General features: G+C 69.0%; 18 protein-coding genes, 2 rRNA genes and 1 pseudogene. 5 read left to right on the top strand and 16 right to left on the bottom strand.

Going from position 1 to position 26,160, the window contains the following annotated elements; translation table 11 throughout:
* Positions 1-96: 96 nt before the first annotated feature.
* The 7 genes and pseudogenes from OG522_RS09235 to OG522_RS09265 all read right to left on the bottom strand — a co-directional run.
* Positions 97-2,754 carry a fibronectin type III domain-containing protein gene (locus tag OG522_RS09235; RefSeq protein ID WP_329462462.1) on the bottom strand — a complete coding sequence of 886 codons (2,658 nt, stop codon included), beginning with the start codon at positions 2,752-2,754 and terminating at the stop codon, positions 97-99.
* 158 nt (positions 2,755-2,912) lie between these two features.
* Positions 2,913-3,491 carry a TIGR03086 family metal-binding protein gene (locus OG522_RS09240; RefSeq protein ID WP_329462463.1) on the bottom strand — a complete coding sequence of 193 codons (579 nt, stop codon included), beginning with the start codon at positions 3,489-3,491 and terminating at the stop codon, positions 2,913-2,915.
* 85 nt (positions 3,492-3,576) lie between these two features.
* Positions 3,577-4,209 (bottom strand): DsbA family protein, encoded by a 633-nt coding sequence (locus tag OG522_RS09245; RefSeq protein WP_329462464.1) that lies wholly within the window; start codon positions 4,207-4,209, stop codon positions 3,577-3,579.
* Between the two features lie 200 nt (positions 4,210-4,409).
* Positions 4,410-4,808 carry a nuclear transport factor 2 family protein gene (locus tag OG522_RS09250; protein WP_329462465.1) on the bottom strand — a complete coding sequence of 133 codons (399 nt, stop codon included), beginning with the start codon at positions 4,806-4,808 and terminating at the stop codon, positions 4,410-4,412.
* On the bottom strand, positions 4,801-5,361 hold the full coding sequence (locus OG522_RS09255) for a DUF1697 domain-containing protein (RefSeq protein ID WP_329462466.1): 561 nt from the start codon (positions 5,359-5,361) through the stop codon (positions 4,801-4,803). The genes OG522_RS09250 and OG522_RS09255 overlap by 8 nt, the downstream gene beginning before the upstream one ends.
* Positions 5,362-5,436: 75 nt before the next feature.
* Complete coding sequence (locus OG522_RS09260) at positions 5,437-6,642, bottom strand: S8 family peptidase (protein ID WP_329462467.1); 1,206 nt, start codon at positions 6,640-6,642, stop codon at positions 5,437-5,439.
* Positions 6,643-6,939: 297 nt separating this feature from the next.
* Positions 6,940-7,244, bottom strand: a pseudogene (locus OG522_RS09265) (sugar ABC transporter substrate-binding protein); the annotation flags it as partial.
* A gap of 107 nt (positions 7,245-7,351) precedes the next feature.
* Here OG522_RS09265 and OG522_RS09270 point away from each other — a divergent pair.
* Positions 7,352-8,263, top strand: coding sequence for a phosphotransferase enzyme family protein (locus OG522_RS09270; RefSeq protein ID WP_329462468.1), 912 nt, complete (start codon positions 7,352-7,354; stop codon positions 8,261-8,263).
* 18 nt (positions 8,264-8,281) lie between these two features.
* Here the strand turns inward: OG522_RS09270 and OG522_RS09275 are convergent, their stop codons facing one another.
* Positions 8,282-9,004, bottom strand: coding sequence for a 3'-5' exonuclease (locus tag OG522_RS09275; protein ID WP_329462469.1), 723 nt, complete (start codon positions 9,002-9,004; stop codon positions 8,282-8,284).
* Between the two features lie 108 nt (positions 9,005-9,112).
* On the bottom strand, positions 9,113-10,348 hold the full coding sequence (locus tag OG522_RS09280; protein ID WP_329462470.1) for an SAV2148 family HEPN domain-containing protein: 1,236 nt from the start codon (positions 10,346-10,348) through the stop codon (positions 9,113-9,115).
* 322 nt (positions 10,349-10,670) lie between these two features.
* Here OG522_RS09280 and glgX point away from each other — a divergent pair, with 322 nt between their 5' ends.
* Positions 10,671-12,791: a glycogen debranching protein GlgX gene (glgX, locus tag OG522_RS09285; RefSeq protein ID WP_329462471.1), complete on the top strand. Its 2,121-nt coding sequence runs from the start codon at positions 10,671-10,673 to the stop codon at positions 12,789-12,791.
* 210 nt (positions 12,792-13,001) lie between these two features.
* Entirely contained in the window at positions 13,002-15,329 is a 2,328-nt protein-coding gene (gene treY, locus OG522_RS09290; protein WP_329462472.1) for a malto-oligosyltrehalose synthase, read from the top strand.
* Here treY and OG522_RS09295 read toward each other — a convergent pair.
* Positions 15,313-16,350, bottom strand: a complete 1,038-nt coding sequence (locus OG522_RS09295) for a cytochrome P450 (RefSeq protein ID WP_329462473.1) — start codon at positions 16,348-16,350, stop codon at positions 15,313-15,315. The two genes, treY and OG522_RS09295, sit on opposite strands and share 17 nt — an antisense overlap.
* A 289-nt stretch (positions 16,351-16,639) precedes the next feature.
* Positions 16,640-17,194, bottom strand: coding sequence for a DUF1707 and FHA domain-containing protein (locus OG522_RS09300; protein WP_329462474.1), 555 nt, complete (start codon positions 17,192-17,194; stop codon positions 16,640-16,642).
* A 446-nt stretch (positions 17,195-17,640) separates the two neighbouring features.
* Here OG522_RS09300 and treZ point away from each other — a divergent pair, with 446 nt between their 5' ends.
* Positions 17,641-19,380 (top strand): malto-oligosyltrehalose trehalohydrolase, encoded by a 1,740-nt coding sequence (treZ, locus tag OG522_RS09310; RefSeq protein WP_329462475.1) that lies wholly within the window; start codon positions 17,641-17,643, stop codon positions 19,378-19,380.
* Positions 19,381-19,416: 36 nt separating this feature from the next.
* Here treZ and OG522_RS09315 read toward each other — a convergent pair whose 3' ends face one another.
* The 3 genes from OG522_RS09315 to OG522_RS09325 form a co-directional block, all read right to left on the bottom strand.
* On the bottom strand, positions 19,417-20,547 hold the full coding sequence (locus OG522_RS09315) for an aminopeptidase P family protein (protein ID WP_329462476.1): 1,131 nt from the start codon (positions 20,545-20,547) through the stop codon (positions 19,417-19,419).
* A gap of 108 nt (positions 20,548-20,655) precedes the next feature.
* The gene (locus OG522_RS09320) at positions 20,656-21,609 is read right to left on the bottom strand and encodes a hypothetical protein (protein WP_329462477.1); all 954 of its coding nucleotides are present in this window, start codon (positions 21,607-21,609) and stop codon (positions 20,656-20,658) included.
* Positions 21,610-21,650: 41 nt separating this feature from the next.
* Positions 21,651-22,283: a nucleoside/nucleotide kinase family protein gene (locus tag OG522_RS09325; RefSeq protein ID WP_329462478.1), complete on the bottom strand. Its 633-nt coding sequence runs from the start codon at positions 22,281-22,283 to the stop codon at positions 21,651-21,653.
* A gap of 55 nt (positions 22,284-22,338) precedes the next feature.
* On the opposite strand from OG522_RS09325, the gene OG522_RS09330 reads away from it, so the two are divergent.
* Complete coding sequence (locus OG522_RS09330; protein WP_329462479.1) at positions 22,339-22,731, top strand: VOC family protein; 393 nt, start codon at positions 22,339-22,341, stop codon at positions 22,729-22,731.
* A 93-nt stretch (positions 22,732-22,824) separates the two neighbouring features.
* Here the strand turns inward: OG522_RS09330 and rrf are convergent.
* Positions 22,825-22,941: ribosomal RNA gene (gene rrf / locus OG522_RS09335) — 5S ribosomal RNA — on the bottom strand.
* Positions 22,942-23,029: 88 nt separating this feature from the next.
* Positions 23,030-26,154 (bottom strand): 23S ribosomal RNA (locus OG522_RS09340).
* Positions 26,155-26,160: the final 6 nt, after the last annotated feature.

Below are 26,160 nucleotides of genomic sequence, written 5' to 3' on the forward strand. Positions count from 1 at the left end.
GCTCCGGCTGAGAGCGGCGGGCGGGGTGAGCCCGGCGGGGGTGCAGGGGCGGGAGCATCGGCTCACTCCCTCCCATTTCCCACCCCCGCCCCCGGCTCAGGGAAGGGGCGAGGTGGGGGCTGACGTGGCCCCCGGGCCGACACCCGCCGCCGTGATCGCCGCGACCGTGAAGGTGTACGTCTTCCCCGGCACCAGACCCCCCACCACCCGGAACATCCCCTTCGCCGTCGGCTGGGTGACGAGCGCGTCGCGGCCCGCGGCCTCGATGACGCGGCCGTCCGAGACGGTGATCCGGTAGCCGATGACCTTGGCGTCGCCCATGGCCGCGGGCGGCGTCCACGCGACCGTGACCGCTCTGGCGCCGACCCGCGCCCTGACGCCGGTCGGCGCGCCGGGCAGCACGACGGCCGCGGTCGGCTCAAGCGCCGCGGAGGCGAGCGAGGGCGCGCTCTCGCCGTGCGCGTTGCGTGCGGTGACCGTCACCCTGAACGGGCCGTCGGAGGGCCGGAGTTGGCCGATGCGGACGTACGCCTGCCGTTTGAAGTCGGCGGCCGTGATGCTCGCCGAGGCGGCTTCGGTGCCGTCGGGGCGCAGGGCGTGTGCGGTGTATCCGGTCAGCGCTGAACCGCCGTCCACGTAGCTCGGGTTGAAGGTGACGTACAGTCCGTCCGCCCCCGCCGTGCTGGTGCCCACCCGCGCCGGGGCCTCGGGGACCGAGACGGCCGCCGTCGTGCGGTCGAGGATGCCCCGGTAGGCGGGCTCGATGCCCGCGTTGGCGAGGATGTCGGCGGGCGCGTCGGTGGGGGCCGCCATGAGGTGGTTGCCCGTGGTGACCAGGCCCTTGTCGTCGCCGTCGGCGGCGCCCTCCTCCCACCAGTTGTCCTTGACCAGCGTCGGGTCGTTGTTTCCGAGTTTGTCGCGGTAGTCGGTGTGGCGGCTGGCGACGTTGGCGTACGCGGCCCCGTACAGGACGTTGCCCTGGACGGTCTCGTAGGTGCAGCCGTTGTCGGTGTAGACGCTCTTGCCCAGGCCCCACTGGTCGTGGATGACGTTCCCGGTGACCTTTTCGCCGTCGGCCATCGAACTGCCGGTCAAACCCTGGGTGTAGACGCCTCCCCCGTCGTCGAGGAGCTGCATGTAGTCGAAGACGAGGTTGTCGCGCACCGTGTTGTCGTGGCTCGGGTTGGGGGTCGCGGGTGAGCCGATCTTGTCGGGCCAGCCGCCCCAGCCCATGGAGATCGCGCTGTAGCCGAGGTGGTCGAGCTGGTTGTGCGCGATGGTGTTGTGCTGGGTGTAGCCGTTGAGGATGCCGACCGAGCCGTGGAATTCGCGTGGCAGCGCGTAGAGGTGATTGTCCGTGACCTCGATCCGGGCGGCCGGTGGCTGGCCGTCCACGCCGCCCAGCTCCAGCCCGTTGCCGGAGATGTCCGTGAACACGCTGGCGCGCACGGCGGCGTCGGTGGTCCCGGCTCCGAGTTCGAGCCCGGCGGCACCCAGGTGCGCGAACGTGCTGTCACTGATGTCGATGCCCCGCGCGTACGCGAAGGAGACGTTGCCCGGCATCTTCGTCCACGACGCGAAGGGACAGGTCCCGCCCGGGGTGAAGCCGCACAGGCCTTGGGTCGCCCAGCCCTTGGCGCCGGTGAGGGTGTAGCCGGCCTGGATCTCGGAGAAGCCTTCGGGGCTGGAGGGCGTCAGCCAGGTCGCGTAACTGAAGTCCAGTCCCTGGAAGGAGACGTCGTGCAGCGGCGCGGCGGCCGTGCCGCGGCCGTCGACCAGTTTTTCGGCGGAGGCCGCCTCGATGTCGGCGCTGCGCGGATCCTCCCCCTGGCGCGGCAGGTAGTAGACGGTGTGCGCGGTTCGGTCGAGGTACCACTCGCCGGGCTGGTCGAGTAGTTCGAAGGCGTTCTCGACGTAGGACGCCTTGCCGTTGTTGGTGAGCTTGCCGGGGCCGACCATGCTGACCGTGCGGCCGGGCCGGTCGGGGAATTCGACGCGCTTGTTGGAGTTGTCCCAGCACGGCTGGGCCATGGTGATGGTGTTGCCCTGGGCCGCGGCGATCCGGCAGCGTGGCTCGGTCCACTGTCCGAGTCCGTCACGCTCGGTATTCCAGAGCGACTCCCCGCTGGTGTACACGAACTCGGCGTCCGAGGGGTGGCGCCAGTGCGCGATGGCGTCGGAGGTCACCGTGTAGCCGGTGGATGTGACCGTGAGCCCGACCGGCACCTCGCCCCGCGCGCGCTGCCCGCGCACCCCGTCGACGTACAACTGCCGTGTGTCGGTGAGTCCTTGGGGCGCCGGCGCGGACCAGAGTCCGGGCCGTCCGGACACCGGCTGCCAGCCCTCTACCTTGCGGCCGCCGCTGATGACCGTGGCCCCCGCGCCCGCGCCCTGCCAGACGATGCGGTGGCCACCGTGGCCCGAGTCGCGGGCGTCGAGTGCGAGCGGGCGGTCCATGCGGTAGGTGCCGGCCGCCAGGTGGATCGTGAGGTCGCCGTCCTGGCGCGCGGCCCTGACGCGCGCCAGATCGCGGGCGCGGATCAGGCTGCTCACGGGATGTTGGGGGCTGCCGTCCGCCGAATCGCGGCCGGCCGGGGACACGTACACATCGTCCGGGGCCGCGCGCGGCGCCTGCGCCGTGGCGGTCGGCAGGACACCGGGCGTCCCCAGGACCAGGGCCACAGCGGCGGCGAGCGGGGCGATCAGGGCGGCTCTTCGCGGCGCCGTCCGTGGCGCGCTGCGGGATACAGGCATGTTCCCTCCCCTGGGGCTCACGGGATCGGCCCCATGAACCCCTGGAAAGGTAGGAGCATTGACACGCCACGGTCAACACATCCGCCCGGATCAACTCATCAGAACCGCCAACTCCCCCCATTCATCGGATCACTTGAGGCTCCATGCCGACTGCGGGCTCACGCGGTCCACTGTGGGTCGCGGCCCGATGCGGCCAGAGCCAGCTCCAAGGTGGTGGCGGTGGCCGGCCGGTCCACGGGGTCGGCGAAGCCCTGGTACTGGCGGTAGATCTCGGCGTTCGACTCGACCGCCCCCAGCACGAACGCGGCGGACTCCTGCGAGAGGCGTACCTCCTGGCCGGTGGCGCGCGCCACGTCCCAGCCGTGCAGCACCAGCTCTTCGATGAGCATGAGGGCGATCTCCTTTGCGGGCATCGCGGACCCGCCCAGATCGATCTCGCCCTCCCATGCGGCCGGGTCGGCCCAGGCGGCCACGGCCCGGTCGAGCTGGGCGGCGTACTGCTCGGCCCAGTCGGCGTCGGCGGTGAAGTCGCAGGCCGTGAGCTCGTCGGGGAGCGGTTTGCGCAGGGCGCGGTGCTCCAGGCCGTGGGAGCTGTAGAGCACCCAGTGGTTCACCAGGCCCCGCAGGTCCCACTCCGCGCAGGGAGTGGGACCTGCGAGTCGGCCGGGGTCGACGCCGCGCGCGATACGGGCGGCTTCTGCTGCACATTCGGTCATGGCACGGTGTTCGTTCTTCATGGCACCACCCTGTCGTGGCGCACCCGGCCGGGTATTGAAAAAACGCGACAGCGTTCCTGGTCGGGGCGCTCGGGACGGGGGCTTCTCAGTCGAAGCTGAGGGAGCCCGTCCGGGTCCGCTTGAGTTCGAAGAAGTCGGGATAGGCGGCGATGGTGCGCACGCTGTCGAAGAGCCGGGCCGCCTCCTCGCCGCGCGGGATGGACCCGAGCACGGGGCCGAAGTAGACCCTGCCGTCGAAGTGCATCGTCGGGGTCCCGACGTAGCCGTCCTCGGCCGGGTCCTTGCCCGCGTCATGACTGCGTTGTACGGCTTCGTCGTACGCGGTGTCGTGCGCGGCACCGGCGAGCGCGGCGGGAAGGCCCAGCTCGGCGAGGGACTGGGCGATCACCTCGTCAAAGTCCTCGTTCTTGTCCTGGTGTATGCGGGTGCCGAGCGCCGTGTACAACTCTCGCAGCACCCCGTCCCCGTGCGCCTGGGCCGCCGCGACGGCGACCCGGACGGGGCCGATCGACTTGTCGACCAACTTCCGGTACCAGTCGGGCAGTTCATTGCCGACGTTGTGGAGGTAGAGGCTCATCGCGCGGAACCGGAGATCGATGTCGCGGTGCCGCTCGACCTCCAGCATCCAGCGGGAGGTGATCCAGGCGAAGGGGCAGGCGGGGTCGAAGTAGAAGTCGACGGTGGTGCGCTGTGCGGGGCCGGTCGTCAGGTGCGTCATACGTAGACCGTAGCCCGACAATGGCCCCCGCTTCTGGGCCATTGCCCTTTGTCAGGAGTGGGCCACTTCGGGAGCGGGCGGAGGCACTGGCCGTGCTGCTGCCCGACGCCCGGGACCGCTTCGCTCGCGCATCTGGACGAGAACCTGGACGCGGGCCGGATCCGGATGTTGGAAGCCGAGTTGAGTGAGCTGGACGCCCTTCAGACGTCCTGAGCACCTTCGCCGACCGTCGGCCCCGTGAACGGTGTCGCCTGGTGGAAGTAGAGCAGCCAGCCGTCCTCCGTCTGTCGCCACAGGGAACTGCGGTGCGCCAGAAGCCCGTTGTTGTCGGAGTCGAAGGTGAGGTGGACGAGGTCGGGGGCAAGCTGCACCGCCGTCATCCGCGAGGCGGTGATCGGCCGCACGGCGCGGGTGTCCTCCGCGGTCAGGGCCGCGATGATGGCAGCCCGGTCCCAGCGCCGCCCCGACCGGCCGAACTCGATGTACTCGGGGTGCAGCAACGACCCCAACTCCTGGACACAACTTCGGACTTCGGGGTCGAGCAGGCGCAGCTCGTTCTCCATGGCGGCCTCCACGGCGGGCCGGCCGATGTCAGCCATCGACGGATTCCGTCATCCGCACCAGCGCCTTGACCGTGTTCCAGTTCCGGGAGGTCACGTCGACCCCCTTGAGCAGGCCGGGCCTGGACAGGGCGGCGGCGAGCGGCGACGTACCGAGGCCGCCGGGCGCGTACAGGTAGAGCACCTGGTCGCCGAGGCGGAACTCCTCGGGAAGGAAGGCGGCCGGGTCGATCCCCGCGAACCGGTCGGCGGTGACCGGCGGGCCCGAGAAGAACGTGGCGTGCAGTTGCTTGCCCGCCAGTTCGTCGGCCGGGAAGGGGCAGGCGTCGAGCACGGCCCGCAGATACGGCCCGCTGCGCACCATGCAGGCGACGTGGAAGCCGAAGTGCTTCTCGATGGCGGCCTCCAGCTGCGCGGCGAGCGCGTCCGGGTCGCCGGAGGTGGTACTGAAGACGGCGTTGCCGCTGTTGAGATACGTCTTCACATCGCCGTGGCCCAGCTCGTTGAGAATCTTCCGGAGCTCGGCCATGGGAACTTTTCTGTTCCCGCCCACATTGATGCCGCGCAGCAGAGCGGCGTACGTCGTCGTCATGCGCACACCCTAAGGCGGCCCCCGTGCCCCGTGGGGGAAGAGCACGGGGGCCGCCGTTCAGCGCTGCCGGGGGGGCTACTCGACTATCTTCAGCAGCTTGTTCGGGGTGCCCTGGCTTGCGTTGGAGATCTTGTCGGGCGTGGCTCCGTTGGTGAGGGCGTCCGACACCTGCGCGGGGGTGGCGTCCTTGTGTCCGGCCAGGTAGACGGCCGCGGCGCCGACGACGTGCGGGGTCGCCATGGACGTACCGGAAATGGTGTTGGTGGCGGTGTCGCTGGTGTTCCAGTCGGACGTGATGTCCGAGCCGGGGGCGTACAGGTCGACCACCGGACCGAAGTTGGAGAAGCTGGACTGCTCGTCGTTCTTGGTCGACGAGGCCACGGTGATGGCCTCCTTGACGTGGGCCGGCGAGCTGTTGCCCGCGTCCGCGGACTCGTTGCCCGCGGCCACGCCGAAGGTGACGCCGGAGGCGATCGCCTTCTGGACGGCTTCGTCAAGGGCCGGGTCGGCGGTGCCGCCGAGACTCAGGTTGGCGACCGAGGGGCCCTTGTGGTTCTTGGTCACCCAGTCGATGCCCGCGACGACCTGCTCGGTACTGCCCGAGCCGTTGTTGTCGAGGACCCGCACCGCGACGATCTTCGCCTTCTTGGCCACGCCGTGCGCGGTTCCGGCGATGGTGCCCGCCACGTGCGTGCCGTGGCCGTTGCCGTCGTCCGCCTTGTCGTTGTTGTCGACCGCGTTGAAGCCGTAGGAGGCGCGCCCCCCGAAGTCCTTGTGGGAGATGCGGACTCCGGTGTCGATCACATACGCGGTGACGCCGTCCCCGGCGCTGTCCGGGTAGCTGTACTTGCCGTCACCCGCGGTCTCGGCCTGGTCGATCCGGTCGAGGCCCCAGGACGGCGGGCCCGACTGGGTGGCGTTGATGTGGAACTTCTTGTTCTGTACGACCTTGCCGACGGACGGGTCAGCGGCCAGGCGCTTGGCCTCGGTCTCGGAAAGTCCGCTCGCGGAGAAGCCGTTGAGGGTGGAGGAGTAGTCGCGCTGGAGCGTGCCGCCGTACTCCTCGGCGAGCTTGCGCTTGGCGTCGGCGGAGGCCGACTTGTCGAGCAGGACGATGTAGCTTCCGTCGACCGCGCCCTGGGCGTTCAGTCCGAACACCGGGCCTTCGGCGGGAGCCGCTCCGGCGAACGGGGAGTTCAGTGCGGTCACTGCGGCCGCCGCCACGGCGGCGGTTATGGCCGCGGTGAGCTTGATCCGGCTCGTGCGCTTGTGAGTTGCCATGAAGAGGGGTCTCCTCGGTCACTCTGTGTGGGGGGCTGGCCTACCGGAAGGAAACTTTCCGGAGGCTTTTCGAAACCCTTGCCGATTGACGCGCGCAGATCAAGGCCTTCATGCAGCTGTGACTTAGCCAACAAGGTTTCGTAATAAGAAACCGGCCAACAGGGGGCAACTCGGGCTCCATGGAGGGATGGTGAACACTCTGTGTGAACCCGACGGCCTTCCCTTCCACCCCAACTCCCTTTACGGATAAGGGAATTTGGCACGCATACCGCCGGGATGCCCCAACTCGTATGAAGCTCAGCGCTGATAGCGGGCGAGTACCAGGTTCCCGTCCTTGGCCAGTCGCCTGTCCAGTTCGGCCGCGTCGATCGCACCGCTGCAGTACTCCCGCAGTGCGGGGGTGGCCACCTTGTCCTGCCACTCCGGGTAACCGCGCACGGACTGCGTGGGCGCCGGCCGGAGGTAGGGGCGAGTGCGGCGCCGGTCTGCCAGCCGTTCCGCGCGGTGTGCAGGGCCGGGTTCTTCAGCGCCTCGGTCCCCGTCGGCAGCATCCAGTCACCCTTGGCCAGCCGGACCATGTTCGCCGGGCCGAGCGTGAAGTCCCCGCGCCATCGACGGCGGCCACCTCCTCCAACTCCACGAAGACGGCGAAGACGACCTGCGTGAATGCGAGACTTGACCGGTACGCAGCGATCACCGGGAGACGACGATGGACGAGGCACGGGCCCGCGCCCTACTGGCCGCGGCAGCGCTGACCGGGCCCGGCGGGCTCGGCGGAGCCGCGGACGCCGAACTGCTCGCTCTCGGCGAGAACGCGGTCTTCGCGCTGCCCGGCACCGGACGCACCCCCGGCGGTGGTCTGGTGGTCAAGGTCGGCCGGGACGCGACGCACCACCCGGAGCTGCTCGAACGCGCCGAGCGCGAAGTGGCCGTGGCCGGCTGGCTCGCCGAGGCCGGAGTACCCGCGGTACGGCCGGCCGAACCGAAGCCCCGGCTGGTCGACGGCCACCCGGTGACGGTGTGGCACCGCCTGCCCGCCGCCGTAGGCCCGGCCGGGCCGGCCGATCTGGCCGAACTGCTCCGGTTCGTCCACGCCCTGCCGGCTCCCGGCTTCGAACTGCCCCGCCGCGAACTCCTCGGCGGTGTCGAGCGCTGGCTACAACTGGCCGGCGCGGCGATCGACCCGGCCGACGCCGCCTATCTGCGCGCCCGGCGCGACGGTTTCGCGGCGGCGGCCGCGGCACTCACTCCTCAGCTGCCCCCGGGTCCCATCCATGGCGACGCCCTCCCCCGCAATGTGTACCTCGGCCCCCAAGGGCCGTTCCTGGTCGATCTGGAGACCTTCTCCGCCGACTTCCGTGAACACGACCTGGTCGTGATGGCGCTGTCCCGCGACCGGTACGGCCTGCCCGCGGAGCAGTACGACGCGTTCGTCACCGCTTACGGCTGGGACGTATGTGAATGGGAGGGATGCGCGGTGCTGCGCGGCGCCCGCGAGACGGCCAGCTGCGCCTGGGTCGCCCAGCACGCTCCCACCAACCCGAAGGCACTCGCCGAGTTCCGCCGCCGTGTCGCCTCGCTGCGGGACGACGACCCCGAGGTGCGCTGGTATCCGTTCTGACCCCGCCCGCGCGGGGCCTCAGCCGCGGGCCGGGGCCAGTTCGCGCAGGGGCCAGGCGCCGTCTATCACCGCGTCGGCGGTGCCGTTCTTCCGCAGGAACTGCTGGAAGTCGGCCGCCCATTGCGCATGCCACTGGATCTGGCGTTCGTGCAGCCGGGCCGGTTCGAGCCGCGCCACCTGGGGGTGGCGCTCGGCTATCGCCAAGGCCACCCGGACCGCGGCCAACGCGTCGGCGCCCGCGTCGTGCGCCGCCTCCAGGACGACTCCGTACTCGACGCAGACCGCTTCCAGGGTTCGCTTGCCCTTGCGGTACCGGTCCACGGAGCGGTCGATCGTATAGGGATCGATGACGGGGCCGATCATCGCGCCGCCCAGCCGGTCGCTGAGCGAGGGCAGTTGGTGGCGCTGGAGCTCGGCGGCGAGCAGCGTCAGGTCGAAGGCCGCGTTGTAGGCGACCACCGGCACGCCCTGGCGCCAGTAGCCGGTCAGGGTCCCGGCGATCTCGTCCGCCACCGCGGCGGCGGGGCGGCCCTCCGCCGCGGCTCGTTCCGTGCTGATGCCGTGGATCGCGGAGGCCTGGGCCGGAATCCGTATCCCCGGGTCCGCCAGCCAGTTCCGCTGCCGGACCACGTCCGTCCCCCGCACCGCGACGATCGCGGCCGACACGATGCGCTCTTCGAGCGGCTCGGTGCCGGTCGTCTCCAGGTCGAAGCCGACCAGCGGCTCCAGGTGCCAGCTCATGCTGCTGCCCCTCCTTCGTGGTGCTTTCCCCCAGTTGACGACCACCCTCGCACGCGCCACTGACAATCGGCCGCGCGGCGGGAATCCGCCGGAGAAAACCGCCCTGAATCAGGACACTGGGCGCGAATCCATCCAGACCGACTCGAACTCCTCGCGGTAGGTCTCGAAGAGCCCGTGCTCCACGTCCTGGCCGGGCCGCACCACACCCCGTCGGCCGCCCCCGCGCAGCACGAGCACCGGCGCCTCCATGCCCCTGGCCCGGCGCAGGTACGACTGGACGACGGCGATGCCGTCCGCGCCGTCGCCGTCCACCAGGTAGGCAGTGAAGCGCGGGGTCTCGTCGAACACCTGGATCTCGAAGGCTCCCGGGTCGCGCAGCCTGGCCCGCACCCGCCGCATGTGCAGGATGTTCATTTCCACCGAGCGGCTCAACTCGCCTTTTTTCAGGCCAAGTTCGCGCTCGCGGCGCTTGACGGAACTGCTCGCCGGATTGAGGAAGAGCAGCCGGATGCGGCACCCGGATTCGGCGAGCCGCACCAGCCGCCGCCCCGAGTAGTTCTGCACCAGGAGGTTGAGGCCGATGCCTATCGCGTCGAGGCGGCGGGCTCCGCCGAAGAGGTCCTCGGCGGGCAGCTGGCGCTGTAGGCGCACCCGGTCGGAATGGACGGAGACGACATCGGCGTACCGGTCGCCGACCAGGTCCTCCACGGCGTCGATGGGCAGGCGGTGCGCGGCCGGGGCCCCACCGGCTCCGCCGAGGACGTCCAGGAGCCGCGCCGAGGCCCGCTCCGCCTGGGCGAGCACCGCCTCGTTCAGCGCCCGGTTGCGGGAGACGACGTTGCGGGCCACCTCCAGCTCGTCCAGCGCCAGTTCGACGTCGCGGCGGTCGTCCACGTACGGCTCGAAGCAGGGCCAGTGCTGCACCATCAGTTCGCGCAGCTGAGGCAGGGTGAGGAAGCTGAGCACGTTGTCGTCGGCGGGGTCGAGCAGATAGCCCTTGCGGCGCGAGACCTCGCGCACCGCGACGGCCCGCTGCACCCACTCCTGGCCGGCCGGACCGGCCGCCGCGACCACCCAGTCGTCGCCGTGGACCGGTTCGTAGATCGGGCGGAGCACGGCGGCCACCACGGCGCGCAGCCGCTGTTCCACCAGGTTCAGCCAGATGTAGGCCCGCCCGGCCCGCTGCGCACGGGTACGCACCTCGCTCCAGGCGTCCGCGCCCCAGTCCAGCTCCGCCCCGATCTCCATCGGACGCGCGAGGGATACCGCTCCGGGCGGGGTGTCGCCGGCCTCCCCCTCATGACCCGTGTCACCAGGGGGCAGCTCAAGACCTCCCGAGCTCACCCACGCACCGCCTTCCGCCCCCCGGCAAACCCTGCGAGTCCCACGCGTACCGCTCGCCTTCAACGATCAAGGAAGGGTACTCCGGGAGCAGGAGGCGATGCAGCCGGATGGCGAGTCGAGTTTGCCAACTCGCATGAGGATACGGTCTGTTCTGCTGGGCACTATCTGTCGGAGTGAGCGGATTCATAGCCCTTGGCCGCTCCGGCCGGGTCCGGGTCACCCGTTGGCGCATGCGCACGTCCTGGGTGACGGTCGTCTTTTCGGGGAGGATCTGGCCCAAGAGACCCTCAGTATCCCGAGCGGAAGTGGAAGAGTCTTGCCCATGCAGGTGTGGCCGGGACAGGCTTACCCACTCGGCGCCACGTACGACGGCGCCGGGACCAATTTCGCGGTCTTCTCCGAGGCCGCCCGGCGGATCGAGTTGTGTCTGCTGCACGACGACGGCTCGGAGACGGCCGTCGAGCTGCGTGAGTCCGACGCGTTCGTACGCCATGCCTATCTGCCCGGCGTCCTGCCGGGCCAGCGGTACGGCTTTAGGGTGCACGGACCGTACGAGCCGCAGAAGGGGCATCGCTGCAACTCGGCGAAGCTGCTGCTCGACCCGTACGCGCGCGCCATAAGCGGCCAGGTGGAGTGGAGCGAGGCGGTCTACGGCTACCACTTCGGCCGCCCCGACAGCCGCAACGACCTGGATTCGGCGCCGCACACCATGACGTCGGTGGTGGTCAATCCCTTCTTCGACTGGGGCGACGACCGGCTGCCCCGCACGGACTACCACCACACCGTGGTCTACGAGGCCCACGTCAAGGGCCTGACGATGCTGCACCCGGAGCTTCCCCCGGAACAGCGCGGCACCTACGCGGCGCTCGCCCATCCGGCCGTCATCGAGCACCTCACCCAACTCGGCGTGACCGCACTGGAGTTGATGCCGGTGCACCAGTTCGTCCATGACCACCGGCTCGCGGACTCCGGAATGTCGAACTACTGGGGCTACAACACCATCGGCTTCTTCGCCCCGCACAACGCCTACGCGTCCTGGGGCGACCGCGGCCAGCAGGTGCTTGAGTTCAAGCAGGCCGTGCGGGCGCTGCACGAGGCGGGCATCGAGGTGATCCTCGATGTCGTGTACAACCACACGGCGGAGGGCAACCACCTCGGGCCGACCCTCTCCTTCCGCGGCCTGGACAACGCGCAGTACTACCGGCTCGCCGACGACCTGCGGTACTACGAGGACACCACCGGAACCGGCAACAGCCTCCTGATGCGGTCCCCGCACGTGCTCCAGCTGATCATGGATTCGCTGCGGTACTGGGTGACCGAGATGCACGTGGACGGCTTCCGCTTCGACCTCGCCGCCACGCTGGCCCGCCAGTTCCACGACGTGGACCGGCTGTCGTCCTTCTTCGACCTGGTCCAGCAGGATCCGGTGGTCAGCCAGGTGAAGCTGATCGCCGAGCCCTGGGACGTGGGCGAGGGCGGCTACCAGGTGGGCAACTTCCCGCCGCTGTGGACGGAGTGGAACGGCAAGTACCGCGACACCGTGCGGGACTTGTGGCGCGGCGAGCCCCGTACGCTCGCCGAGTTCGCCGGCCGGCTCACCGGGTCGTCCGACCTGTACCAGGACGACGGCAGGCGGCCGCTCGCCTCCATCAACTTCCACACCTGCCACGACGGCTTCACCCTCAACGACCTCGTCTCGTACAACGACAAGCACAACGAGGCGAACGGCGAGGGCAACCGGGACGGCGAGAGCCACAACCGGTCCTGGAACTGCGGGGCGGAGGGCCCCACCGAGGACCCCGAGGTGACCGAGCTCCGCGCCCGCCAGATGCGGAACTTCGTCGCCACCCTGATGCTGTCGCAGGGCGTGCCGATGCTCAGCCACGGCGACGAGTTCGCCCGCTCCCAGAGCGGCAACAACAACGCGTACTGCCAGGACAACGAGCTGTCCTGGGTGCACTGGCCGGACCCCGGCGACGACCCGCAGGGGTCCCTGCTCGCCTTCACCCGCGCCATGGTGTGGCTGCGCCGCGACCATCCGGTCTTCCGGCGCCGGCGCTTCTTCCACGGCCGTCCGGTGCAGGGCACCCACGACGAACTCTCGGACATCGCCTGGTTCACCCCTGAGGGTGAAGAAATGGCCGACCGGGATTGGCAGTCGGCGAGCGCGAAGGCGCTGTCGGTCTTCCTCAACGGCAACGCGATCTCCGAGCCGGGTCCGCGCGGCGAGCGGATCGGCGACGACTCGTTCCTGCTGATGTTCAACGCGAGTGCGGAGGAGATCGACTTCGTGGTGCCGGTCAACCACGGCCGACAGTGGCAGGTGGTCGTGGACACCGCGCGGCCGGAGGGCGTGCCGCCCGGCGAGGGCCCGAAGGTGGCGGCCGGCGAACACGTCACGCTGATCGGCCGGAGCCTGACCGTGCTACGCCGGCCGGCGTAAGCGGTCTTCGGGAGGGTGCGTTCGAGGGCGCGGCCCCATGGGTGTCCGCCTGCCCGAACGGGGTCGGGAGACCGGGCGCGCACGCGCCCCTGGGCGGTGCGCGTGCGCGCCCGGCGGGATCCGGTCGTCAGGCGATGCCGACGCGCCCGACCGGGGCATCCGCTGCGGCCGAAGGCACAGATACCGCCCAACGGGGGTACTTACCTTGGCATGACCCCGCCCACCGCGACTTACCGGCTCCAGCTCCAGCCCGCGTTCCCTTTCGCCGCCGCCGAACAGGCGGTGCCGTACCTGGCCGGGCTCGGCGTCTCACACCTCCACCTGTCGCCGGTCCTGGAGGCCGTGCCCGGCTCGACGCACGGGTACGACGTCACGGACCACTCGAAAGTACGCGAGGAACTGGGCGGCGAGTCCGCACTGCGCTCGCTCGCGTCGACGGCGCGCGACGCCGGGCTCGGCCTGATCCTCGACATCGTGCCGAACCACATGTCCGCCTCCGCCCGCCACAACCGTCAGCTGTGGGACGTGCTGCGTGCGGGGCCGTCCTCGCCGTACGCGCCGTGGTTCGACATCGACTGGGCGGGGGGCGGCGGGCGGGTCCTGCTGCCGGTGCTGGCCGGGCCGCTGGGCGCGGAGCTGGACCGCCTGACGGTGGCCGGGGATGTCCTGCGCTACGGCGAGGAGCGCTTCCCCCTGCGGGTGGGCACGGCGGAGCTGCCGCTGCCCGAGCTGCTCGACGCCCAGTGGTACCGGCTCGGCTGGTGGCGGCTTGCCAGGACCGAGCTCAACTACCGTCGCTTCTTCACCATTTCGGACCTGATCGGCGTGCGGGTGGAGGACGAGGAGGTGTTCGCGGCGACGCACGCCAAGGTCCTCGAACTGGTCCGGGACGGTGTGGTGGACGGACTGCGGATCGACCATCCGGACGGCCTCGCGGACCCGGAGGCCTATCTGCACCGCCTGAACGGGGCGACGGGCGGCCAGTGGACGGTCGTCGAGAAGATCCTCACGGGCGACGAGCGGCTGCCCGCGCGGTGGGAGGTCGCGGGGACGACCGGCTATGACGCGCTGCGGCACATCGACGGCCTGTTCACCGACTCGGCGGGCGCCGGTCAACTCGCCGCACAGTACGTACGGTTCACGGGTGCGGCCGTCGATCTGGGGGGCCGGTGGCAGCCGACGGCGCGCCGGGCCGCCTACCAGGTGCTCGACCACGAGCTGGTGGCCGAGACGGAGCACCTGGTGCGGCTGGCCGGGCGGATCTGCGCGGCGGGCGGCCCCGAGTTGCGTGACCACGCGCCCTGGGCGCTGCGGCTGGCCCTGCGCGAGCTCCTGGTCCGGGTCCCGGTCTACCGTCCCTACCGGCTCGGGGCCGAGCTGGCGCTGTCCGGCCAGGACGCCCTGGAGGCGAAGGCCGCCTTCCCGGTACCCGAGGAGTCGGCCGCGGTGGACACGGTGCGGGACCTGGCGCTCGGCCGTCTCGGCGACGCGCCGGAGCGGGCGGCGTTCCGGGCGCGCTTCGCGCAGACCTCGTCGGCGCTGCACGCCAAGTCGGTCGAGGACACGGCCTTCTACCGCCATGCGCCGCTGCTCTCGGTCAACGAGGTGGGCGGGGATCCCGGGCGGCCTTCGGTGGAACCCGGCGAATTCCATGCGTTCTGCGTCCGCCTCGCCCGTGACTGGCCGGCCACCGGGACCGTCCTGTCCACCCACGACACCAAGCGCAGCGCACAGGTGCGGGCCCGGATCGCGGTCCTTTCGGAGTGCCCCGGGCGGTGGGCCGCGCTGCTCGACCGGCTCGCGGGCGCGCGGGCGCCGGACCAGCAGCTGGCCTGGATGGCCTGGCAGACGTCGGTGGGGCTCGGGGGCCTGCCGGAGACGGAGCGGCTCACGGCGGCACTCCTCAAGGCGGTGCGCGAGGCCGGTCTCCGTACGACATGGACGGAACAGGACCCGGAGTACGAGAAGGCGGTGGCCGATTTCGTGGCGGCCGGACCCGGTGGCGAACCAGCCCTAGCCGTAAGGGAGTTCGCCGAGGAGACCCGGGCGGCCGTGCGGGCCAACAGCCTGGGCGCGGCGCTGCTGCATCTGACCATGCCGGGCGTGCCCGACCTCTACCAGGGGACGGAGGAGGAGTACACCGCGCTGGTGGATCCGGACAACCGCCGCCTGGTCCGGTTCGAGCGGGCCGCGCTCGCCGACCCCGGCGAGAAGCTCGGGGTGACCATGGCGGCCTTGCGTCTACGCCGTGAACTCCCCCATGTCTTCGGCGAGTCGGGGACGTACGCCGCCCTGTCCGCGCGGGGCGACCGGGCCGGTCACTGCGTGGCGTTCTGCCGCTCGGGCGAGGCGGTCACGGCGGTGACGCGGCTCTCGCTTCAGCTGGCGGAGGCGGGGGGCTGGGCGGGCACGGAGCTGCATTTGCCGGACGGCCGGTGGGTCGATGTCCTTGTTCCGGGGCGGGAGTTCACGGGCCCGGTGGCCCTTGACGACCTCTTCTCGGGGCTCCCGGTGGCGCTGCTCAGGAGGGCCGTATGAGCAGGAGGCGAGGGGCTCGGGTGAGCAGTCCGCATTCGACCGCCTCGAAGCCGTCGGCCGGGCGCAGGCCCGGCATGGCGGTGAGCAGGGCGTTCACCGCGCAATCCGCCTGGAGTTCGGCGACCCGGGCGGCCGGGCAGTCGGCGGGCCCGAACGCGAGCCCGCCGGGGTTCGCGCGGTGCAGGTCGAAGGTGTCGGGGTCGGCGAACCGGTCGGGGTCCCGGCTCGCGGCGCCCACGAGCAGGGCGACGGCGGCTCCCGCCGGGATGGTGGCGCCGGATATCGCCACGTCGCGAATGACGCGGCGCAGCACCACGTGCACGGGCGGGTTGCGCCTCAGCGATTCGTCCCAGGCTTGCCCGATCAGCGCCGGAACCGCCTTCACCAGCTCCAACTGCTCTGGGTTTTCCAGCAGGTTGGCCATGAGCGAGGCGATGGCCTGACCGGTGAGCGCGGCCTGGTCGGCGCAGCGCGCGGCGAGCAGGGCGACTCCGGTGCCGCCCCGGCGCCGTCCGAGGTCCGTGGCGCAGGGGGCCGCCGCCCGGCTGCGAGCCGGGCCGCCGTAGGGACGGCCCATCACGGCTCCGTAGGAGAGCCCGGTGGCGGCGGCGATCGTGCCGGTCGGCAGCCAGCGGCAGAACTCCTCGACCAGATCGGCCTCCTGGCGTCCCGCGATGCGGCGGGCCAGCACATAGGCGGTGCGTGCGCACACTTCCCGCAGCAGGTCGAAGGCGCTCTCGGGCGCCGAGTACTCCTGGACGCAGTGCACCGTCCCCGGCCCGCAGCACGTTCCTCGGCGCGGGCCGAGGAGGCGGGGGTCGCCGAGCGCGGGGACGACATCGGCGTATCGGCTGACCAGCCAGGCTTCCAGTCTGTCGTCCCACAGCAGCGGGTGTTCCTCGCGCAGGGTCCGGTAGAAGGCGTACGGGTCGTTGCGGGCGGCGGGCCCGAGCAGCGAACGCTCCGGTGGCGCGGGGGCCGCGGGCGTCGGGCCCGCCCCGGGTGGCTCGACGGTGGTCATGGCGCGCCTCCCCGGTCGGCGCCCGGCGGGGCGCGGTCGTACCGGATCTCCGGCGGCTGTGCGGACCGCCGCCGGGCCCGGTGGGTGTTCCCAGCGGACCACTTCCACCGGAAGGCCGCGATCGGCGTTCGGCCGTACGGGTGAGAGTCGCCGCTGCCGGATGGCGCTGACCTGCGCGTACAGCTCGGCGAAGGCGTACGTGCGGTGCCGGGAGGGGTGTGAAGTCGGCCCACCGACACACGGCCGGGGTGAGGCCCCGGCCGGGCGCGCGGGGATCGGCTGGTGCGGGTCAGTGGGTGGCGAGGCGGAAGGCCATCCGGCCGAAGGTCACCTGGTCGCCGTCCGCCACGAACACCGCACCCGTCACGCGGCGGCCGTTGACGCAGGTCCCGTTGGTGGAGCCGAGGTCGCGCAGCAGCCACTTCCCGGACTGGAAGGTGAGTTCGGCGTGTACGCGGGAGACCGTGTCATGGCTCAGTCGGAGCCCGTTGGCCGGATCGCGGCCGATCCTCAGCGGATACGGGCCCGGCACGGGGAAGAGGAGTTTGGGCAGCCGCTCCGACTGCCACGCCCTGCGCAGCGAGACCGAGAACTCCGACACCTTGCCGACCGCGCCGAACACCGCCTTGGCCCAGCGGTTGCCGCGCTCCAAGTCGGCGGTCAGCACCGCCAGTTCATCGGCCTTGCGGGCGGCGAGTGCCAGTTCCATGCGGCGCAGGAACGTGTCGTGCGACAACTTCCCCTCGGCGGCGCCCTCCCGCAGCACATCCAGCACCCGGTCGCGCTCCGCGTCGGAGAGCCGGGCGGGCGCCGCGGAGGTGTGGAATTCGAAGGAGGACGTCACACGACGATTGTCCTTCCAGAAGGCCGGAAGTGTCCAGCAGACCGGCGCCCCGCGGGCGCGGGCCCCTGACCATGCCGCCCCACCTGACCTGCGACGCAGCCAGACCGTCCGGTCAACTCCCTTGGCGGGCGCACCCGGTGCGTTGGTGGGGTCGGCCGACTTCCCCGCGCTTGGAGCCCCGGAGGCCACGCTCGTGACGACTTTCCCGCCGGACATCACCATCCGCCCGGCCACCGACCGCGACGCGGGCTGCCCGAGACGAAGCGGCCCGCATCCGTGCCCCCACGGACCTGGCCGACGTCCCCATGGCGCACGCGTTCGCCCATGCGGGCTACGTCGCCTTCGAGCGCGCGATCAACATGGTCCGGAAGTAGTCACGAATTGCGGGCGTGTCCCCCTCCGCTGTCGCACCATGGTCGCAACCGGCAACGACAGGGGGACACCCAGTGCTGTTCGAAGTGTGGGCGCCGAACGCCGAACGGGCCGCCCTTCTCCTGGAAGGCGTCACCCGTCCCATGAGCCGCCACCCCCTGCGGGCGGGCTGGTGGCAGACCGAGGCCGAGGGCCATCCGGACGACCGCTACGGATACGTCCTGGACGACGGGCCGGTGCTGCCGGACCCGCGATCGCGACGCCAGCCCGACGGACCCGACGGCCTCAGTGCCGTCGTCGTCCACGAAACCTTCGACTGGCAGCACCCCTGGGCGGGCCGCCCGCTGCCACGCGCCGTCCTGTACGAGCTGCACATCGGCACCTTCACCCCGGAAGGCACCCTCGACGCGGCGATCCAACACCTCTCGCATCTGGCCGAGTTGGGGATCACCCACATCGAGCTGATGCCGGTGTGCCCGTTCCCGGGGCAGCACGGCTGGGGGTACGAGGGCGTCTCGCTGTGGGCGGTGCACGAGCCGTACGGCGGACCCGAGGCGCTGAAGCGGTTTGTCGACTCCGCGCATTCCCATGGGCTCGGCGTGGTCCTGGACGTCGTACACAACCACCTGGGCCCGTCCGGCAACTACCTGCCGGCCTTCGGCCCGTACTTCACCGACACCCATCACACGCCCTGGGGCGCGGCCGTCAACCTGGACGCCCCCGGCTCCAACGAGGTCCGCGAGTACCTCCTGGAGAGCGCACTGGCCTGGCTGCGCGACTACCGTCTCGACGGGCTGCGCCTGGACGCGGTGCACGCGCTGGCCGACACCCGTGCGTACCCCTTCCTCGAAGAGCTCTCGACCGCCGTCGACGTGCTCGCCGTCGACGTCGACCGACCGCTCTTCCTCATCGCCGAGTCCGATGCCTGCGACCCGCGCACGACCACCCCGCGCGGTGAGGGCGGCCTGGGCCTGCACGCGCAGTGGAACGACGACTTCCACCATGCGCTGCACACCGCGCTCACCGGCGAGTCCCAGGGCTACTACGCCGACTTCGCCCGCGCCCCGCTGTCCGCGCTCGCCAAGACGCTGACCCGCGTCTTCTTTCACGACGGTACGTATTCGAGCTTCCGCGGCCGCACGCACGGCCGCCCGGTCGACCGGCACCGCACCCCCGCACATCGCTTCGTGGGCTACGCACAGACCCACGACCAGATCGGCAACCGGGCCCAGGGCGACCGGCTCTCGGCCACACTGACCCCCGGCCTGCTGGCCTGCGCGGCGACCCTGACCCTGACGAGCCCGTACCCGCCGATGCTGTTCATGGGCGAGGAGTGGGGCGCCCGCACGCCCTGGCAGTTCTTCACCGACCACACCGACCCCGAGCTCGCCCGAGCCGTACGGGACGGCAGGCGGCGGGAGTTCGCGGCGCACGGCTGGGCCGCCGAGGACATCCCGGACCCGCAGGACCCGGCGACCCGGCGGCGTTCGTGCCTCGACTGGAGCGAACCGGACAACCAACCGCACGCGAGGCTGCTCGCCTGGCACCGCGAGCTGATCGCGCTGCGCCACAAGCGGGCGGACCTCACCGATCCCGACCTGGCGGCCGTCAAGGTGGCGTACGACGAGGAGGCGCGCTGGCTGACCTACCGGCGCGGTGACCTGCGGGTCGCGGTCAACCTCGGCAAGGAGCCGGCCAGGATCAGGCTCGGGGACGGCGGCCGGGTCCTCGCATCGTGGGAGCCGCTCGGGGCACCGGGCGCGGACGGCCTGCTGCTGATGCCGCCCCAGTCGTGCGCGGTCCTCGGCCCCTGAAGCCACTCCCCTCAACAGCCGTACCGAGGAAGGGAGTTACTCGACGATCGCCATGGCGTGGTCCGTGTTGTTCAAACGCCGACAACCGTCATCCGTAACGGTGACGATGTCCTCGATGCGGACACCGAAGCGGCCGGGCAGATAGATGCCCGGCTCGATGGAGAAGCACATACCGGGCACCAACGGCTGTTCCTCGCCCTCGATCATGTACGGCGGCTCGTGCGTGGTCACCCCGATGCCGTGGCCGGTGCGGTGGATGAAGTACTCGCCGTATCCGGCCTCTTCGATGACCGCGCGCGCCGCACGGTCGATGTCCTGGCAGGCGACACCGGGCTTGACCGCCTCGAAGCCGGCCTGCTGGGCGGCGCGCACCACGTCGTGGACCCGCTGCTCCTCGGAGCTGGGCTTGCCGACGTGCACGGTGCGTGTCGTATCGGAGCCGTAGCCGTACTTGAGGCCGCCGAAGTCGAGGACCACCATGTCGCCGCGCTCGATCGTGCGGTCGCCCGCCTCGTGGTGCGGATTAGCGCCGTTGGGCCCGGAACCGACGACGGTGAAGTCGACCTGTGAATGGCCGTACCGCAGCAGGAGGGCGGCGAGATCGGCGGCGACCTCAGTCTCCTTCCGGCCCTCGAAACGTACTCCCACGATCTCCTGGTACGCCTCGTCCGCCGCCGCCCCCGCGGACTCCAGGCGGGCCAGCTCGTGCTCGTCCTTGACGGCGCGCAGCATCGGCAGCGCCTGGGTCAGCGAGACGTAGGACGTGCCGGGCAGTTCCCGCTGGAATCCGAGCAGATGCATCGCCCAGGCGTTGTCGCTCACGCCGAAGCGGCCGTCGACGTCGAGCAGTGGGGCAGTCACGGCGTACGGATCCTTGCCGTCGGTCCAGGCGCGCAGCGTCAGCGCCCCGGCCCCGGCGGCTTGCGCCGCGTCGGGCGCCTCCAAGGTGGGCACGACGAGGAACGGCTCCTGACCGGCCGCGAGCACCAGGGTGGTGAGCCGCTCGGTGATCGCCGTCGGCTGATAGCCGGTGAGGTACACGAGGTCGGGTCCGGGCGCGACGAGCACGCCGGCCAGACCGGCGTCGGCGGCCGTCTGGGCCGCGCGGGCCATCCGGGCCCGGTAGTCGTCGGCGGTGAAGGGCGCGGGGGCAGGCATCGTGGACATGGCCTCATCCTGCCGGTACGCCCGTTGACGCGCGAGTGCGAATGCGGCGCGGGTGACGGGGTCCTTACAACCCTGGCGAGTGCGCGTACGGCGCGGGTGACGGGGTCCTTACAACCCCTCCGTCTCCTCGCCCACCAGGCGTTCGAGCAGCTCGCCGAAGTCCTCCCCGACCACGATGCGCAGCCCGTCGCCGTCCCGGTCGCTGAGCTGAGTGAGCGTGCCGCCGCGCCACCAGTAGACGTACGGGCTGATCGAACCGGGTGTGTCCTCGAAGCCGGAAGCGGCGAACGACGCCATGGCGTTGAGGGCGAGCACCATGCCGGAGTCGCGAATGACGTGGAAGGCGAGCTGATGGCGGAAAGGCATCGCGACGAGCGCGCCCTCCGGAGGCAGCTCACGGCCGGTGACCTGACGGACCACGGCTTCCAGGGCGAGCACGCGACTCGCCGTGTAGAAGGAGTCGCCGACGACGAGATCGAAGCGCATCCCATCGTCGCCCTTCACCGTCTCATGGCCCTCGACGGGCAGCTCCCGCAGATTGCGCAGGGCCTGTTCCCGCAGGTCAGGGACCTTACCGAGAGGTTCGAGGGCCTCGTCGGTCAGCATCATGACGCTCTCGGGCAGGTCGAGAGCGAGGATCTCGTACAGCCCCGGCGCGACACTGCGGGCATAGCCGAAGCTCTGCGGGTCGAGGCCGTCGCGGCTGATCACGCGCGGGTAGAGCTGGGCGCGGATCTGATCCGGCGAGAGGGTTTCGAGTGCCGAAGGCGCGTCCATGGTGCGCAGCACCATCCCGACGTGTTTGCGGATGAGTTCCGGCCACATGCGCGGACCGCGCGGATCGTTGTGGCAGACGGCGGCGAGATTGCTCAGGCCGAACTGGCGGCCCGAGCTGTCCTTCACCAGGTCCGCGTAGACGGTGACCTCCAGGCCCAGCTCGGCGAACGCCTCCCTGACCTGAGCGCGGAAGCGGGTGCCCTCGCCGTCCGAGAAGAAGCCGAACTCGGGGTCCCGCGGGACATCGCTCGCATCCCGCTTGGGCCCTCGCCGGAATATCCCCACGTCTGCTGCCTTTCCGTCGCACCGTCGCCGGAGCTGCGAGCCTACCCAGTGAGCGCCCCGGTGATGACAAGATCCGCCCGCTCCCGGCCGGACGCCACGAGACGCGCGTTGACCTCGTCGGACTCCCGGACCCACCGCTCCGCATACGGCCTGGGCTTCCCGTGCCGCACATGCCGCTCCACCAGCCCGCGCACCCGCAGCTCCTCATCGGCGTGCAGGTACCAGATCTCGTCGACGAGGTCCCTGACCTGCGCCCAGGCCCCTTCGTCGTGCAGCAGATAATTTCCTTCGGTCACCACGAGCGGCACATCCGGCGCAACCGGAACGCTCCCGGCCAGCGCCTCCTCCAGCGACCGGTCGAATTCCGGCGCGTATACGACCGCGCCCGGCTTCGGTGAGCGCAGCCGGGCGAGCAGCGCGACGTATCCGTCGGCGTCGAAGGTGTCGGGCGCGCCCTTGCGTTCGGTACGTCCCAGCCGGCGCAGCTCCGCGTTGGCGAGATGGAAGCCGTCCATCGGAACGAGCACGGCCTGACCGTCGAGACGCCGCACCAACTCCACGGCGAGCGTGGACTTCCCGGCACCCGGCGGCCCGGCGATCCCGAGAACGCGGCGGCGACCGGGAACTATGAGGCTGCGGGCACGGGAGACGAGCCGGGCCAGATCTGGATCCATGACCGCATTGTTCCACCGCCGCCGCTGGTCCAGTGGTACGTATAACCTTAGGCGCATGCCGCACATCGCACTGATTACGCTCGTCGTGCGCGACTACGACGAGGCCATCGACTTCTACACCCGCGCACTCGGTTTCGAACTGGCCGAGGACACCGATCGGGGGGACGGTTCGCGCTGGGTGGTGGTACGCCCGCCCGGCTCGGCGAACGGGGCAGTCTCGCTCCTCCTGGCCCGCGCCAAGGACGACGCCCAACTGGCGAGCGTGGGCGCGCAGACCGGCGGCCGGGTCGGATTCTTCCTGCACACCGAGAACTTCGCGCGCGACCACTCCCGGATGCTGGCCGCCGGAGTCCGTTTCCTGGAGGAACCGCGGCACGAGCCGTACGGTTCGGTCGCGGTGTTCGAGGACCTCTACGGAAATCGCTGGGACCTGTTGCAGCCGGCTTAACGGAATTCGGGACGGAGGCCCGGCCCTTAAACGCAGAAAAGCCCCGCACCGTGATCCCGAAGGAATCATGATGCGGGGCTTTCCCCAAAAATTGTTCGGCGGCGTCCTACTCTCCCACAGGGTCCCCCCTGCAGTACCATCGGCGCTGAAAGGCTTAGCTTCCGGGTTCGGAATGTAACCGGGCGTTTCCCTAACGCTATGACCACCGAAACACTATGAAGTTGAACACCGGAACCCCAAGCAGGGGCTCTGACAGCTGTTCATTGCTTCAGAACAAACACAGTGGACGCGAGCAACTGAGGACAAGCCCTCGGCCTATTAGTACCAGTCAGCTCCACCCCTTACGAGGCTTCCACATCTGGCCTATCAACCCAGTCGTCTACTGGGAGCCTTACCCTCTCAAGGAGGTGGGAACACTCATCTCGAAGCAGGCTTCCCGCTTAGATGCTTTCAGCGGTTATCCTTTCCGAACGTAGCCAACCAGCCATGCCCTTGGCAGGACAACTGGCACACCAGAGGTTCGTCCGTCCCGGTCCTCTCGTACTAGGGACAGCCCTTCTCAATGTTCCTGCGCGCGCAGCGGATAGGGACCGAACTGTCTCACGACGTTCTAAACCCAGCTCGCGTACCGCTTTAATGGGCGAACAGCCCAACCCTTGGGACCGACTCCAGCCCCAGGATGCGACGAGCCGACATCGAGGTGCCAAACCATCCCGTCGATATGGACTCTTGGGGAAGATCAGCCTGTTATCCCCGGGGTACCTTTTATCCGTTGAGCGACGGCGCTTCCACAAGCCACCGCCGGATCACTAGTCCCGACTTTCGTCCCTGCTCGACCCGTCGGTCTCACAGTCAAGCTCCCTTGTGCACTTACACTCAACACCTGATTGCCAACCAGGCTGAGGGAACCTTTGGGCGCCTCCGTTACTCTTTAGGAGGCAACCGCCCCAGTTAAACTACCCATCAGACACTGTCCCTGATCCGGATCACGGACCGAGGTTAGACATCCAGCACGACCAGAGTGGTATTTCAACGACGACTCCACAACCACTGGCGTGGCCGCTTCACAGTCTCCCACCTATCCTACACAAGCCGAACCGAACACCAATATCAAACTGTAGTAAAGGTCCCGGGGTCTTTCCGTCCTGCTGCGCGAAACGAGCATCTTTACTCGTAGTGCAATTTCACCGGGCCTATGGTTGAGACAGTCGAGAAGTCGTTACGCCATTCGTGCAGGTCGGAACTTACCCGACAAGGAATTTCGCTACCTTAGGATGGTTATAGTTACCACCGCCGTTTACTGGCGCTTAAGTTCTCAGCTTCGCAACCCCGAAAGATCACTAACCGGTCCCCTTAACGTTCCAGCACCGGGCAGGCGTCAGTCCGTATACATCGCCTTACGGCTTCGCACGGACCTGTGTTTTTAGTAAACAGTCGCTTCTCGCTGGTCTCTGCGGCCACCCCCAGCTCACCGAGTAAATCGGATCACCAGTGATGGCCCCCCTTCTCCCGAAGTTACGGGGGCATTTTGCCGAGTTCCTTAACCATAGTTCACCCGAACGCCTCGGTATTCTCTACCTGACCACCTGAGTCGGTTTAGGGTACGGGCCGCCATGAAACTCGCTAGAGGCTTTTCTCGACAGCATAGGATCATCCACTTCACCACAATCGGCTCGGCATCAGGTCTCAGACTATGTGTTGTCCGGATTTGCCTAGACAACGTCCTACACCCTTACCCCGGGACAACCACCGCCCGGGCTGGACTACCTTCCTGCGTCACCCCATCGCTTACCTACTACAGATCCGGGTCACCGGCTCCACCACTCCCCTCAACTCCGAAGAGATCAGGGCGGCTTCACGGGCTTAGCATCGTCTGATTCGATATTGGGCGTTTCAAAGCGGGTACCGGAATATCAACCGGTTGTCCATCGACTACGCCTGTCGGCCTCGCCTTAGGTCCCGACTTACCCTGGGCAGATCAGCTTGACCCAGGAACCCTTAGTCAATCGGCGCACACGTTTCTCACGTGTGTATCGCTACTCATGCCTGCATTCTCACTCGTGAACCGTCCACCACTAGCTTCCGCTGCAGCTTCACCCGGCACACGACGCTCCCCTACCCATCCATACAGGCGTTGGCCCTATACGTATGAATGACACGACTTCGGCGGTACGCTTGAGCCCCGCTACATTGTCGGCGCGGAATCACTTGACCAGTGAGCTATTACGCACTCTTTCAAGGGTGGCTGCTTCTAAGCCAACCTCCTGGTTGTCTCTGCGACTCCACATCCTTTCCCACTTAGCGTACGCTTAGGGGCCTTAGTCGATGCTCTGGGCTGTTTCCCTCTCGACCATGGAGCTTATCCCCCACAGTCTCACTGCCGCGCTCTCACTTACCGGCATTCGGAGTTTGGCTAAGGTCAGTAACCCGGTAGGGCCCATCGCCTATCCAGTGCTCTACCTCCGGCAAGAAACACACGACGCTGCACCTAAATGCATTTCGGGGAGAACCAGCTATCACGGAGTTTGATTGGCCTTTCACCCCTAACCACAGGTCATCCCCCAGGTTTTCAACCCTGGTGGGTTCGGTCCTCCACGACCTCTTACAGCCGCTTCAACCTGCCCATGGCTAGATCACTCCGCTTCGGGTCTAGAGCGTGCAACTCAAACGCCCTATTCGGACTCGCTTTCGCTACGGCTTCCCCACACGGGTTAACCTCGCTACACACCGCTAACTCGCAGGCTCATTCTTCAAAAGGCACGCAGTCACGACTGTATGTGCAAGCACATACAGCGACGCTCCCACGGCTTGTAGGCACACGGTTTCAGGTACTATTTCACTCCGCTCCCGCGGTACTTTTCACCATTCCCTCACGGTACTATCCGCTATCGGTCACCAGGGAATATTTAGGCTTAGCGGGTGGTCCCGCCAGATTCACACGGGATTTCTCGGGCCCCGTGCTACTTGGGTGTCTCTCAAACGAGCCGTTGATGTTTCAGCTACGGGGGTCTTACCCTCTACGCCGGACCTTTCGCATGTCCTTCGCCTACACCAACGGTTTCTGACTCGTCCTGTCGCCGGCAGACGACAGAAGAGAGATCCCACAACCCCGCATGCGCAACCCCTGCCGGGTATCACACGCATACGGTTTGGCCTCATCCGGTTTCGCTCGCCACTACTCCCGGAATCACGGTTGTTTTCTCTTCCTGAGGGTACTGAGATGTTTCACTTCCCCTCGTTCCCTCCACATACCCTATGTGTTCAGGTATGGGTGACAGCCCATGACGACTGCCGGGTTTCCCCATTCGGAAACCCCCGGATCAAAGCCTGGTTGACGGCTCCCCGGGGACTATCGTGGCCTCCCACGTCCTTCATCGGTTCCTGGTGCCAAGGCATCCACCGTGCGCCCTTAAAAACTTGGCCACAGAT

Source organism: Streptomyces sp. NBC_01431 (assembly GCF_036231355.1).
Lineage (GTDB): Bacteria > Actinomycetota > Actinomycetes > Streptomycetales > Streptomycetaceae > Streptomyces.

What these genes read in the sequence shown, in the direction of transcription:
- OG522_RS09235 (WP_329462462.1), bottom strand. Translation starts at nt 2,754, where the DNA reads ATGCCTGTATCCCGCAGCGCGCCACGGACGGCGCCGCGAAGAGCCGCC.
- OG522_RS09240 (WP_329462463.1), bottom strand. Translation starts at nt 3,491, where the DNA reads ATGAAGAACGAACACCGTGCCATGACCGAATGTGCAGCAGAAGCCGCC.
- OG522_RS09245 (WP_329462464.1), bottom strand. Translation starts at nt 4,209, where the DNA reads ATGACGCACCTGACGACCGGCCCCGCACAGCGCACCACCGTCGACTTC.
- OG522_RS09250 (WP_329462465.1), bottom strand. Translation starts at nt 4,808, where the DNA reads ATGGCTGACATCGGCCGGCCCGCCGTGGAGGCCGCCATGGAGAACGAG.
- OG522_RS09255 (WP_329462466.1), bottom strand. Translation starts at nt 5,361, where the DNA reads ATGACGACGACGTACGCCGCTCTGCTGCGCGGCATCAATGTGGGCGGG.
- OG522_RS09260 (WP_329462467.1), bottom strand. Translation starts at nt 6,642, where the DNA reads ATGGCAACTCACAAGCGCACGAGCCGGATCAAGCTCACCGCGGCCATA.
- OG522_RS09270 (WP_329462468.1), top strand. Translation starts at nt 7,352, where the DNA reads ATGGACGAGGCACGGGCCCGCGCCCTACTGGCCGCGGCAGCGCTGACC.
- OG522_RS09275 (WP_329462469.1), bottom strand. Translation starts at nt 9,004, where the DNA reads ATGAGCTGGCACCTGGAGCCGCTGGTCGGCTTCGACCTGGAGACGACC.
- glgX (WP_329462471.1), top strand. Translation starts at nt 10,671, where the DNA reads ATGCAGGTGTGGCCGGGACAGGCTTACCCACTCGGCGCCACGTACGAC.
- treY (WP_329462472.1), top strand. Translation starts at nt 13,002, where the DNA reads ATGACCCCGCCCACCGCGACTTACCGGCTCCAGCTCCAGCCCGCGTTC.
- OG522_RS09295 (WP_329462473.1), bottom strand. Translation starts at nt 16,350, where the DNA reads ATGACCACCGTCGAGCCACCCGGGGCGGGCCCGACGCCCGCGGCCCCC.
- OG522_RS09315 (WP_329462476.1), bottom strand. Translation starts at nt 20,547, where the DNA reads ATGTCCACGATGCCTGCCCCCGCGCCCTTCACCGCCGACGACTACCGG.
- OG522_RS09325 (WP_329462478.1), bottom strand. Translation starts at nt 22,283, where the DNA reads ATGGATCCAGATCTGGCCCGGCTCGTCTCCCGTGCCCGCAGCCTCATA.
- OG522_RS09330 (WP_329462479.1), top strand. Translation starts at nt 22,339, where the DNA reads ATGCCGCACATCGCACTGATTACGCTCGTCGTGCGCGACTACGACGAG.